Here is an 11,877-nt window from a genome sequence, read left to right as displayed (position 1 = left end):
TGGCGATGTCGAATCCCTCACTTCCCATTGACCCATCGTCCGACAAGCCGACGGCGGAGGTCCCTTCGTTCGGCTGTATCGTTTACGTCAAACGCGATGTGAACGGTGGCGTCGTCGCACGTGTTGCCAATCTGGACGGCATCTCCGTAGTCGCGTCGACCGAACGTGACGCGCTGGCCAAGATTGTGCCCGAATTCAAACAGCGTGTTCGTGACGGCTTGGCGTCCGGCCAACCGATCGCGTGGATCGATCCGCCGTTGCCAATGGAAAGCGACGAGCAAAAGCGGTTCTTGCCGACGCACCTTTAGCACCCTTTTTCAACAGGCTGCTAGGTCACCGCCCGATCAAGACGCTCGTCGGTCTGCCGTTGATGGACATCGCGGGGCCCGTTTTGCCTTTTGCGTCTGCCAGCAAGTACAATCTGGCCTCCGATATGTCCGACTCGTTTTCTCGTTGTGGAAACGCTTGCCATGCGCACCGCTTTCGTCTTCGTCTTTCTTTTTTCATTCGCCAGTGCCGCGTCGGCTCAAACCCCCGAGACGCTCGGCCGAATCGAACGACTGGACCCGGCGCTGGACCAATGGGTCAGTGAAGATGCCAAGATCGAAGTCCTGGCCGCCGGTTTCACTTGGTGCGAAGGGCCCGTGTGGGTCGACGACAAACAAGGCGGCTACTTGCTGTTCTCGGACATCCCTCGCAACAGTATCTTCCAGTGGTCCCAGCGTGATGGCATCCATCTGTTCATGCAACCAAGTGGTTACACCGGAGTGAGCTACTACGGATTGGAACCGGGCAGCAACGGACTAGCCCTCGACCGATTGGGGCGATTGACGGCTTGCGAACACGGCGACCGCCGAATTTCTGTCCTGACGCGTGGCGGCGGCAAACGAACGCTCGTCGATCAATACCAGGGCCGTCGTTTGAACAGCCCCAATGACTTGGTGATCGATTCGGCCGGCGACATTTACTTTACCGATCCGATTTACGGTTTGCCCGAACGGGCTAGCGATCCGCGTCGCGAACTTGATTTTTGCGGCGTCTATCGATTAGCAGCCGACGGCAACCTGACGCTTCTGACCAAACAATTGACTCGGCCCAATGGGATCGGGTTGTCGCCGGATGAAAAAACCCTTGTCGTCGCCCAAAGCGATCCCGATAAGCCGATCTGGATGACGTTTCCGATCAAGCAAGACAAGACGCTTGGTGATGGAACGCAGATTGCCGATGCCTCCGACGCGATGAAGCAATCGCAAGGTTTACCCGACGGTTTGGCGGTTCATTCCAGCGGAACGATCTTCGCCAGCGGCCCGGGCGGCATCTTCGTGATGACGATGGACGGCAAGCTGCTGGGCCGAATGATCACCGGCCAACGGACCAGCAATTGCACGTTCGGCAAAGACGAAAAGACGCTCTACATCACCGCTGACTCGTACGTTTGTCGCGTCAAGTTGAAGTGATCGAATCAAACGTCGCTCACATGTACCAACGTTCGAAGTATTTGTCGTTTGCCATTTCGATAGCGTCTGCGGTCGGGGCGTCATCGATGTCGGGCCCGTCCAGTTCGTCCAGCACGCGGTCGGCTCGGTCGGCATTGGTTTGCAATCGATGCAACCACAGCGACTTGAGTGTGCCGATGCTGTCGAACCGATCCGGTCGCAACATCAGCATCACGCTTCGAACGACGGCCTGATTCGCTTCGGGTAGCGCGGCCGACGGCGATGTTCGTCGCCGAAGCGTGTCGTGCATCGCGGCGTTCATCAACCAAGATGATGTGTTTCGAATCGAGCGGTTCCCGCAACTGCGCGCTTCTTCGGCATACTCGCGGGCCCGTTTCGGGTCGAAGGCGTAGCGAACGGTCTTGGGCGATTCCGAAGACAACCGTCCGATCATCGCGTCGGTCCAACGTTCGACGCCTTGGCGAAGTCGGTTCAGCCGGACGGTGTCGTGGACACTGCTGCCGCGACCGTACAACATCAGTTGCTGGATCCGATTACGGGCTTCCAAGTGGGTCAGAAAAACGGCGTGCGTGATCGGCGAAATCTCGTCGGTGTCGTGTTCGCGGTCCAGACCAGCCGCCAGGGCGGCGATCACGCGGGTCAGCATTTCGGTAACAAGCACTTCTTCGACCACGACGATGTGGTCACGCCACCAACGCCGAAGCGCAGCAAAATCGCCAGTGACCTCGACCTTGCGATATCGAGCAACCGTTTGATGCCACAGCTCGAACCGCGTCCGTGATGTCGTCCAGTATTGGGTCATCGCTTCAGGCGGGATCGCATCGTGTCCATAAATGATCGACGGACCATGCTGGGACACGAGTGCGGCGAGATCGGCGATAAGGACACAGTGCATGGGCGGGAACCATTGGGCGGGAATCGAACGAATGTTCTTTTCCAATCCAGCCGACGCAATGGGCGTGCCACAGTCTCAGCCGAACTCAATCGGACACCCACAAATCGTTCGAGCCAAAGGACTTACGCTGAATCGCGGGCTGTGTGGCCCCGATAGCGTTACCCCCAAAGCGTTGTAATTTTGAAACGCCGTGGTGGTGTCATCACCACATAGAACCGGTGATCCTGGGTGTGCCAGAGTTGTTGTGTTGGCCCCTGATCACCACTCAATCGATTGTTTGGGTGGGCAATGCACTTGGTGTGCAGATTGGGCGAAGAGGGCGCCCCGAGAATAGGAACGAAAGCGGCTCGGGCTTTTGTGCCCCACCTGAGAGATCCGAAAACCTCGCCGATGGAAAAAACCCGAGCCGCATCACGTTCAAGAGACGGCAAATGCGAAATTGTGCCCCACACATTTCAGTTTCCCGTCTCGAGGATATTAAAGTTATCGTCGATCGATGCGACAATCTTGCACCTAAAACTGGTAACTTTTTTGCCAGGGCTCGCGACGGCCCAAAATTGCCTCAAACCGATGTACAGTAGGCCATCAGCGTCTGCCACTCGATCCACTGCGTGACTTCACAGCTTGCTGCAACGCCCTCGTCGGAGTGTTTCGAGGCCGCTTTGCACTCGTCCACAAAGGAAAACATATTTCCCTTATAGCCGCTCGCGTGCTGTTTCACGTCTTCTTCGACCGGATGATCACCGACACGCCGAAACCAGTATTTCGCGTTACTGAAGTCCCCCTCCCTTCGGTGCATGATCCCGTGCCAAAACGACCCTTCGGGCGATTCGTCATCCTGGCTGATCGAATGGCTGCGATGAAGGTCGCCGGCCAGTAGCCAAAGGCCGGCTCGGCACGCATCGAATGCGTGATCGGACAGCTCACTCCAGTCGCCCGCCGAATTGGGCGAACTCGCGGAATCCGCATCGATTGAACTTGCCCTGCGTCGGGGTCGCAGCGGTTGCGTGTCCAGCAACCGTGTCAGTCCATTGTCGACGGGGCCGGCACCCAGGCTGGGCATTGCCGCCTCGGTGATCGCGTCGGTCCAGGGTTTCCCAAGTTTTGCTAGAGCATCGGTAGCAAATGGGTCAATCTTCGGCACGGCAGGTGTCCTTTTCATAAAAGCCAGCAAGTCACCGCGAAGACTACCGACCGCGCCCGTTGATTGCTAGACTGTCGCATCGTGGCGGTATCAACCCCGCGAAAAAATGAGTCTCTTATTCCCTTGTTACTCTGCTGACGATTTCGATGACCACCGGCGACAACTCGAATCCCGAAACGGACCCCACAGCGGCAAGCGATGCCGCGATGTCTTCACCCACTTCGGATGCGAGCACCCCAGCGATGGATGCAAGTTCAGATTCGAATGCCAATCCAGCGGCGGCGAACGATTCGGGAGCCGGCGATTCGACGGCCACTGATTCGGCACCCGGTGAGGGCGAAACCAAGCAGGGACCGCTTTCGAAAGCCGTCCGCAGTGTCGGCCCGCTTTCGGCTCGTGGCCTAAGTACGGCCAAGCCTTCGTCGCCGTCCGTCAGCGCGGCTGATTTGGCAAAGCAAACCGGCGTCAAACCGACCGGTGCCAAGCCCGGTGGTGGCAAACCGAAAAAGAACAAATCGCCCAAACCACGATTGGCGGGCGAAACCGACGGTTCCGGCAAAGCCAAACCGGCCGGTGCATTCAGCAGTGAAAGCAGCGACCCCGACAAGATCCAACGTCCAAAAACTTCGCCCCGAGTCATGGTGCCCAACCGACGGATGGGATTGTCCGACGACTTGCAGGCCGAATTGGATGCCGAACTGGCCGCGGCCGACGTCGACGCAATGCTGAGCGGCCCCGCCGGTATGCCCGACCGCAAAGAACCGCTCGAAGAAAATGCTCGCGTCACCGGCCAAGTGCTGAAGATCGATGCTGATCATGTATTCGTCGGATTGGGCGGCCCCGACGAGGGGATGGTTCCGTTCGAACAATTCACCGAAGAACCCGTCGTCGGATCACAGATCGAAGTCATTATCCGTGCCTTTGCGACGGCCGATGGTCTTTACGTTTTGTCGCTGCCCGGCGGAGTCGTCTCGGCTTCGGATTGGGAAGACATCGACGAAGGCACCGTGGTCGAAGTCACCATCACGGGCCACAACGCGGGCGGACTCGAATGCAAAGTCGGCGGCGGGCGCGGGTTCATCCCGATGGGCCAAATTTCCGAACATCGCGTCGAAGACGCCAGCGAATTCGTTGACCAAAAATTCTTGTGCGTCGTCACCGAATCGAACGAGCGACGTGGCAACTTGGTGCTCAGCCGCCGAGCGATCTTGGAACGTGAACGCGAAGAGAAACGTAAAGACCAACTCGAAAAGATCGAACCCGGTCAAACGATGGAAGGCATCGTCCGCAGCGTCAAAGACTTCGGCGCTTTCGTCGACTTGGGCGGACTCGACGGATTGATCCACATCAGCAAGCTGAGCTGGGACCGCGTCGCCCACCCCAGCGAAGTCGTCGAAGTGGGCCAAAAGGTCAATGTCCAAATCGACAAGGTCGACAAAGAATCGGGCAAGATCGGCTTGTCGCTACGTGACCTACAGGAGAACCCGTGGGACACCGCCGAAGGCGAATTTGCACCGGCCAGCATTCACAATGGAACCGTGACGCGGATCGCGGCGTTCGGTTGCTTCGTCAAGTTGGCCCCCGGCGTCGAAGGCTTGGTACACATCAGCGAAGTGGCAAGCCACCGCGTTTCGCGAATCGACTCCTTCGTCAGCGAAGGGCAGGAAGTCGAAGTCAAAGTGTTGTCGTTCGACCGCGACGCACAGAAAATTTCGTTGTCGATGAAGCAGGTCCATGCGGTTGCAGTTGACCCATCGGCCAAAACCGAAGCCGAAGACGACGAACCGCAACGCGAAGTCGCCATCAAACCGGCCCACACCGGTCCGCTCAAGGGCGGCAACAATACGGCGTCCGGTGGCGAGAAATTCGGCCTGCGTTGGTAGTAGAAAAGCCGACCACATCGCGGAAATGCCTTCTCTGGCAGCCTGTTGAAAAAGGGGTCTGCCCCTTTGGTGACGTTGCTGAAACATTGTGAACTCAAAACGTCGGAGAGGGTCAGACCCCTTTTTCAACAGGCTGCTAGAACGCCGAAATCGATCGAATGACCACGACGAAACCGTTTGGGGAAAATAAAGCTCCCGAATGGTTTTGCTTGTTTGGTGATCTACATTGCCCAAATTTCCTTGCTTCGGGGGCGATCGACTCTTTAAAATTAGGGTCTCTTCTCAAGGCACGCTTCACCGCGTCCCTTCTCTTCAAAATCGAATCGGAGACTCTGCGATGTTTTCAGCATGCGCTCCTGCACGTGATTGTGCCTCGCCAGCAACCCGCTGCCGCCGGCCGGGTTTCACACTGGTCGAAATACTGGTGGTAATTTCGATCATCGGAATCCTGATCAGCATCACCATCCCTGCCGTGATGCACGCCAAGCACGCCGCCGCTCGCGCCCAATGCGGCGAGAACCTCAGGCAACTGGCGCTGGCAACGACGTTGTTCGAGACGACGCACGGGCACATGCCGGGATACCTGCAGAAGTTCGGCGAGTTCAACGGCGGCGTCGATCCGACCGATCCGAGCAACTACGCGGGCAACGTGCCGCGGCACGTCAAGGTCGGCGGTTGGCCCATCGCGTTGCTGGGCCAATTGGGCAACCAACCGGCCTACGAACGATGGAGCCTGGATCGCTATCCGATCATCGCCGACAACCAATCCATCAACGCGCCGACCGCCGAAGGATACAGCCCATTCGCGGCCGTGAATTTTGAAACCTTCATTTGCCCCAGCGCGTCAAACTACCTGACCACGCGAGGCATCAACCACTACGTTGCCAACACGGGGATGCACGCCGATTCATTCCCCTTCACCTACACGCGGCCCGGTTCGCCGGCGAGAACGGTCGGTTTTGCAAAGTCACAGCACCACGATAACGGCATCTTCAACAACCAATATGCCGGCTTTGTCGGATCGGCTCCGACGCAATTGGTTGCTACGGGTAAACCGTTCCGGATCGATGACTGTGACGACGGCGCCAGCCAAACGATGCTGTTGTCCGAAAATCACCAAGCCGGTGCGTTGTATCGCACACGGCTGACCAACAACACCAACCACTTGACCAACATCGTCAACGTCAATGGCAAGGATGTCGTCGAGTACCCAGCGTCGTCGCGGTATTTGCAAGGCGCGGTTTGGCATTTCGAAGACCCCAACGGGTTCGCCGGCGCTCCGACCCCCAACGCCGTTCACAAGATCAACGGAGGCGACGTGTATCTAGATCTGATGACGGCCGCCAACGCTCCCGATCTAGCCCGCCCGTCGTCGCTGCACGATGGCGGAGTGAACATGGCGATGGTCGACGGCAGTGTCCGATTCGTCACCGAATCCATTTCCTACCCGATCTACCAGGCCCTGTTGACGCCCTCGGGAAGATCAAGCGATGTGCCGAACAACGAATTCGTTCCACTCGATCCGATCTAGTGATGCGTTCGCCCGGTTTCCGACCACCCGATGTGGACCCGCGAGTCCGCTGACGGGATGTAAGCTGCAAAGCAGTTGAAAGAAGTCGTTGGACACCCTGCGAACGGAGTCGCAGGGCCGTGCAGGATTGCTCGCCGAAGCATTGGGTTCCCATTGTTGGCGGGCAATCTGTCGCAATGATTTGACCGCGAATGACGCCAATCGTCGCGAATGTTGCGACTCGATGCCGCGATCTTTCGCGGCGCTGATCGCAGCCAGCGCTACGCTACGTCGCGTTCTTGTCGCTGGATACGAGTGACGTGCAACAAGTAAAGATGCTCGGTGGTTTCACCTCCGTCAGTCGTCACACAAAGCCAGTGCTTTGTCAGCCATGCCATTTCAGGATTTGATCGTAACGTGCGTACCGTCACTCATCACCACTGTGAACGGAATGAATGGCTTTGTTCTCATTACTATTTGGGCTCTTCGGCTGAATTCGTGGGTCGAAAAAGTGTGAATTGGTCGTCAGCTGTGGCGGGCGTCGACCTTGGTTCGGGCTCCGCAGAATGGGGCCGCCCCTCCCGCCTCGCCGTCGTGTCGGCCTCGGCGGTGCCTGTGTCAGGCCGACGCGACGGCGAGGCGGAAGGGGCTTCATCACCGATTTTTTGAATGAAGAAATTTATCTTGCCGGAAGGCGAGCTATTGATGTTGTTGCAACACATCAACAACAACCCGGCCACGACAAGATGCAACTCAAAGCTATCCTCAACCACGTCGAATAGCAAAAGGGATTCGTCTACACAGCAGCCCGATTCGGCGAAAACAAGTCGGCCATCCTTATCGACATCAAACCGCGTGCTCGCAGCCGCCCCATCTGTAGCGATTGTGGCAAGACACGGACCGGCTACGATCGTTTGCCCGAGCGACGCTTCGAGTTCGTGCCACTGTGGGCGATTTCGGTGTACTTCGTCTATGCGATGCGTCGTGTCGAGTGTCCCGATTGCGGCGTGAAGGTCGAGCAAGTTCCCTGGGCCGACGGCAAGCACCAGAGCACCTGCAGTTACCGGATCTTTCTGGCCAGGTGGGCCAAGCGACTGAGCTGGAAGGAAACCGCCATGATCTTCGGCAGCAGTTGGGACACCGTCTTTCGAGCGATCGACTGGGTCGTGCGTTAGGGACTGGTGAACCGGCAAATCGGTGACATCGAAGCACTTGGCGTTAACGAAATCGCGTACAAGCGAGGGCACCGATACCTGACGTTGGTCTATCAGATCGACGAAGGGCGCAGACGTCTGCTGTACGTTGCGCGGGATCGCACCGAAAAGAGTCTGCGAGGATTCTTCAAGACGATTCCGAAGTCGTCGCTGGCAAGTCTGAAGTTCATTTGCACCGATATGTGGCGACGGTACATGAACGTGATTGCCGAGTGTGCCGCCGATGCGGTGCATGTCTTTGATCGTTTTCACGTGATGAAGAAGATGAATGAGAAGATCAACAAGGTTCGTGCCGAGGAATCACGCCAGCTGAAAAGTCAGGGCAAGGGAGAATTGCTCAAGCACTCCAGGTGGTGCCTGCTCAAACGCCGCGAGAATCTGAGTGAAAAGCAAGCGGTGAAGATGAGCGAGCTACTCAAAACGAATCTCCGGTGCGTCAAAGCGTACATGATGCGTGAGGACTTTCAGAGGTTCTGGATGTACAGCAGTCCGGCTTGGGCAGGCAAGTTTCTCGATCAATGGTGTACCCGAGCGATGCGCAGCAAGATCGAACCGATGAAAGAAATGGCCGGCACGCTACGTCGTCATCGACCGATCCTGCTAAACTGGTTCCGCGCACGCGGCGAGATCTCAAACGGCAGCGTGGAGGGCATGAACATCAAAGCGAAGCTGGCCATCGGAAAGGCATTCGGTTTCAAGTCCTATGAAACGATCGAAATCGCTCTGTATCACCAACTGGGAAAGCTTCCTGAACCAAATCAAACCCACGAATTCTGCTGACGAGGCATTATTTGAGTTCGGCTTGCATAAATCGCTCTCCCAAGTTGCTCGTGTCTCCACCATAGGACTTCCCCCATAGCCAGGAAATCCAGATAGAATCGTTTCGTGAACATTTTACCGAAAGCGTTTTGGTCGGGGCCACCGGCTCTCGAATCGCCGGATATTCGTTACTGAAGCTGCAGTTTGGATTCGAGACCTTCTAGGATCGCCAGAGCGATGTCGACGCTGTGGCAGGGTTTGGTTAGGAAGCGAAAGACTTTGCCTTTGTTGATCGCGTCCATCATCATGTTGACGTCGGCGTGACCGGTCAGCATCAGTCGAACGGTTTCCGGAAACTCCTTGGCGATCCATGTGATCAGTTCCGAGCCGGTCAGGCCGCTCATCTTTTGATCGACGACGACAAGGTCAAACGCTTTGCGTCGGAACATGTCGATCGCAATCTCGGCGGAATTGGCCGTGAAGAGGTCGTAGGGCTGGGAGTGCAGTGTGCGGCGCAGGCCGCTCAGCAGGTTGACGTCGTCGTCTACGATCAAGATGGAAAGCATCGGAAGTCTCCGGTTGGAAAGGTGCGAACGAACGGCGGTTGCCGAAGGCCGTTTGCGAAAAGGTTTAGGTTGGGGAAGTCGCGGCCAGCGACTTCGCTTGACCGACGGTGGTGACGACTCGGACTCGGATCGGTTCACGCACTCCGGTGGCCGAACGTTTCAACAGGGCGAGCTTTTGAATCATGGCTTCGTGGATTTCTGCGCCCTTGGCGATCAGGACTCGGCCCGAAAGGTCTTCGACATTGGACTCCAGCACCATGCCTTCCTTCATTTCGATGATGCCGACGTCCTTCAGTTGGCAACCGGCTGAGATGATGTTGGCCAGCACCTTCACGAGCTCGCTATCGTACAGCAGCGAATTGGCCAGTCGGTCGAGCGCCGTGAAGGGCGACGTAGCGGCTTGAAAACGCTGGTAATCACCGACGATCTTTAGGATTCGACAAATGACCGGCGTGCTGGGCACGGGTGGATCGTTCTGGGCTTGGATCAAGTCGGCGACGGGTTGCAGTCGCGGTATCGCGGAAACAAGCTTGTATCCAAGCTGAGGCGTTTCTTTGATCAGTTTCGCTTCATCGGCGTCGAGCGCGCGGTCGGCGAGGTACTTGTTGAGCACGTTGGTTGGCAATGAAACACAGCCGACTCGCATCAACATCGCGGCCATCTCGACTTGCCACATCGGACCGGCGTCACCGACCGTCTCGGCCATCGCTCTGGCAAGCCGCCGCGATTCTTGCGTCATTCCGAACGCTTGTGGCATCACGAGCGACAAGACTTGCGTCAGCATTCGCACACTGCCGGCAAGCGTTTTGTTTAGCAGTTCGGCTTCGGCGGTGATCAGCCGGTATTGTTCCAGCCCCGCGTCGATGGCTTGAGCCAGCTTCTCGGGTGAACAGGGTTTGTTCAGGAAACGAAAGATGTTGCCTTCGTTCACGGCGTCGACGGCCGTCTTTTGATCGGCATTCCCGGTCAGCATGATGCGAACAGTGTGTTCACTGACTTCGCGAACTTTGCTTAGTAATTCGACGCCCGACATCTCCGGCATTTGCATGTCGGAAACAACAACGGCGAATGGACCTTGGGATGCGATCGCTTCCAGAGCTTCGGCGCCACCGATGGCAAGCTCGATGTCGTGTGACTTCCTGAGGTGGCGTTGATAGCCCTTCAGCACGTTAGGTTCGTCGTCGACGAGTAGAACTTTGTTGCTCATCCGATCGCCGCCGATTGCGGTGCTCCCGATTCGACCAGGATAGCCCAGCCGTCGAGTTGTCCGGTGGCTTGAATGGAGTTGATATAGTTCAGGTCCCAGGTGAGACTGAACGGCGAATCATCGTTGGGATAGTTCGCGTCTTGCAGTACATCGGCGACATGCACGGCCGTCAGCGGTGTGAAGGATTTCGTTCCGGCGTCGCTGGGGCGATGATGAAACGCGACCGCTTCGAGGATCGGATTGGGCAATCCCCACAGACCGAGCAAGTGAGCGCCGACTTCCGCATGCGTGGTTCCGAAGACTTGCAGTTCTGCCTGCCACATTGGAAGGTTTTCTTCACTAGCGATTCGCGACGCTTCGCCATACTTTTCGGGCAGGTTTGCAGCCAGGATCAGTTTGCCGATGTCGTGGAGCATGCCGGCGATGAACGAATCATCGACCAAGTTGTTTTGTTGGCTGACGCTTTTCGCGATCGTTCGAGCCGACGTGGCCACGGCCAAGCTGTGTTCGATCGCGTTTTGCAGCGAAAATCCGCTGATCCCTGGATCGTCGTATTGAGCAAACGCGCCGGCGGTCAGCACCAATGGCCGGATGATGTTCAGCCCAAGCATCGAAACGGCGTGCTTGGGGCAAGTGACATGAGTAGGCAATCCGAAGAACGAAGAATTGACCAGTTGCAGGATCTTGGCGGTCATAGCCAAATCGCTGCCGATCATGCGTCCGATCCGTTCCATTGACGCGTCGTCGGATTCAAGTTCCGAAACCAGTTCGCGATAGATCGACGGCAGGCTTGGCAGGCACGTGATCTGTGACGCGACTTTCTTGAGCGATTCGTCGGACAGTTGACTTTGCAATCCACATGCCCGTTCGATGGTGCTGATCAGAACCTCGGGGTCACACGGCTTGGACATGAATTGATGCGCCGGACCGATCGCGCGAAAGATCTTTTCGTGTTCGGATTGACCGCTCAGCACCAAGCGTACAGTGTTGGGGTACAGCTTTGAAACTCGCGTCAGCAATTCGGCGCCGTCAATGCCGGGCATGCGCATGTCGCTAACAATCACATCGATCGGACCGTTTGTGAGTACCGCGAGAGCTTCCGCGCCGCCACCGGCAAACTGCATGTCCCAGACGTTGCGCTGCGAGCGAAGCATGCGGCGCAAACCGGCAAGCACATTGGCTTCGTCGTCGACAAAAAGTACTTTAGTTTTCATGGTGTTTCTCTGGTCTGCTTCGTTGTGC

Annotated in this window: 10 protein-coding genes and 1 pseudogene; 6 read left to right on the top strand and 5 right to left on the bottom strand. The window is 57.1% G+C overall.

Features of this window, described 5'->3' with window-relative positions; all coding sequences use genetic code 11:
- Positions 1–5 precede the first annotated feature (5 nt).
- A complete protein-coding gene (locus tag Poly51_RS02605) occupies positions 6–308 on the top strand; it encodes a hypothetical protein (protein ID WP_146453929.1) in 303 nt (100 codons plus the stop codon).
- 162 nt (positions 309–470) lie between these two features.
- A complete protein-coding gene (locus Poly51_RS02600) occupies positions 471–1,457 on the top strand; it encodes an SMP-30/gluconolactonase/LRE family protein (RefSeq protein ID WP_146453927.1) in 987 nt (328 codons plus the stop codon).
- A 16-nt stretch (positions 1,458–1,473) separates the two neighbouring features.
- Here the strand turns inward: Poly51_RS02600 and Poly51_RS02595 are convergent, their stop codons facing one another.
- On the bottom strand, positions 1,474–2,352 hold the full coding sequence (locus tag Poly51_RS02595; protein ID WP_146453925.1) for a hypothetical protein: 879 nt from the start codon (positions 2,350–2,352) through the stop codon (positions 1,474–1,476).
- A gap of 31 nt (positions 2,353–2,383) precedes the next feature.
- On the opposite strand from Poly51_RS02595, the gene Poly51_RS30260 reads away from it, so the two are divergent.
- Positions 2,384–2,530 (top strand): hypothetical protein, encoded by a 147-nt coding sequence (locus Poly51_RS30260; RefSeq protein WP_186775296.1) that lies wholly within the window; start codon positions 2,384–2,386, stop codon positions 2,528–2,530.
- A gap of 384 nt (positions 2,531–2,914) precedes the next feature.
- On the opposite strand, the gene Poly51_RS02590 is transcribed toward Poly51_RS30260, so the two are convergent.
- Entirely contained in the window at positions 2,915–3,496 is a 582-nt protein-coding gene (locus tag Poly51_RS02590; protein WP_246114214.1) for a hypothetical protein, read from the bottom strand.
- 146 nt (positions 3,497–3,642) lie between these two features.
- Between Poly51_RS02590 and Poly51_RS02585 the strand changes: the two genes are divergently transcribed.
- The 3 genes and pseudogenes from Poly51_RS02585 (at position 3,643) to Poly51_RS02575 (ending at position 8,883) form a co-directional block, all read left to right on the top strand.
- Positions 3,643–5,379 (top strand): 30S ribosomal protein S1, encoded by a 1,737-nt coding sequence (locus Poly51_RS02585; protein WP_246114213.1) that lies wholly within the window; start codon positions 3,643–3,645, stop codon positions 5,377–5,379.
- Between the two features lie 337 nt (positions 5,380–5,716).
- On the top strand, positions 5,717–6,910 hold the full coding sequence (locus Poly51_RS02580) for a DUF1559 family PulG-like putative transporter (RefSeq protein ID WP_146453922.1): 1,194 nt from the start codon (positions 5,717–5,719) through the stop codon (positions 6,908–6,910).
- Between the two features lie 725 nt (positions 6,911–7,635).
- A pseudogene (locus Poly51_RS02575) lies at positions 7,636–8,883 on the top strand (ISL3 family transposase).
- Positions 8,884–9,050: 167 nt separating this feature from the next.
- On the opposite strand, the gene Poly51_RS02570 reads toward Poly51_RS02575, so the two are convergent.
- The 3 genes from Poly51_RS02570 to Poly51_RS02560 all read right to left on the bottom strand — a co-directional run bounded on the left by Poly51_RS02570 (position 9,051) and on the right by Poly51_RS02560 (position 11,849).
- The gene (locus tag Poly51_RS02570; RefSeq protein ID WP_146453920.1) at positions 9,051–9,428 is read right to left on the bottom strand and encodes a response regulator; all 378 of its coding nucleotides are present in this window, start codon (positions 9,426–9,428) and stop codon (positions 9,051–9,053) included.
- Positions 9,429–9,492: 64 nt separating this feature from the next.
- Positions 9,493–10,635: a response regulator gene (locus Poly51_RS02565; protein WP_146453918.1), complete on the bottom strand. Its 1,143-nt coding sequence runs from the start codon at positions 10,633–10,635 to the stop codon at positions 9,493–9,495.
- Entirely contained in the window at positions 10,632–11,849 is a 1,218-nt protein-coding gene (locus Poly51_RS02560; protein ID WP_146453916.1) for a response regulator, read from the bottom strand. Before Poly51_RS02560 ends, Poly51_RS02565 begins: the two co-directional genes overlap by 4 nt.
- Between the last annotated feature and the right edge of the window lie 28 nt (positions 11,850–11,877).

Source organism: Rubripirellula tenax (assembly GCF_007860125.1).
In the GTDB taxonomy this organism is placed as follows: Bacteria; Planctomycetota; Planctomycetia; order Pirellulales; family Pirellulaceae; genus Rubripirellula; species Rubripirellula tenax.
The sequence above is the reverse complement of the archived record's forward strand: the minus strand, read 5'-3'. Positions and strand labels throughout refer to the sequence as shown.

Coding starts and splice junctions, on each gene's coding strand:
- Poly51_RS02580 (WP_146453922.1), top strand. CDS start 5,717: ATGTTTTCAGCATGCGCTCCTGCACGTGATTGTGCCTCGCCAGCAACC.
- Poly51_RS02600 (WP_146453927.1), top strand. CDS start 471: ATGCGCACCGCTTTCGTCTTCGTCTTTCTTTTTTCATTCGCCAGTGCC.
- Poly51_RS02595 (WP_146453925.1), bottom strand. CDS start 2,352: ATGCACTGTGTCCTTATCGCCGATCTCGCCGCACTCGTGTCCCAGCAT.
- Poly51_RS30260 (WP_186775296.1), top strand. CDS start 2,384: ATGTTCTTTTCCAATCCAGCCGACGCAATGGGCGTGCCACAGTCTCAG.
- Poly51_RS02570 (WP_146453920.1), bottom strand. CDS start 9,428: ATGCTTTCCATCTTGATCGTAGACGACGACGTCAACCTGCTGAGCGGC.
- Poly51_RS02585 (WP_246114213.1), top strand. CDS start 3,643: ATGACCACCGGCGACAACTCGAATCCCGAAACGGACCCCACAGCGGCA.
- Poly51_RS02605 (WP_146453929.1), top strand. CDS start 6: ATGTCGAATCCCTCACTTCCCATTGACCCATCGTCCGACAAGCCGACG.
- Poly51_RS02565 (WP_146453918.1), bottom strand. CDS start 10,635: ATGAGCAACAAAGTTCTACTCGTCGACGACGAACCTAACGTGCTGAAG.
- Poly51_RS02560 (WP_146453916.1), bottom strand. CDS start 11,849: ATGAAAACTAAAGTACTTTTTGTCGACGACGAAGCCAATGTGCTTGCC.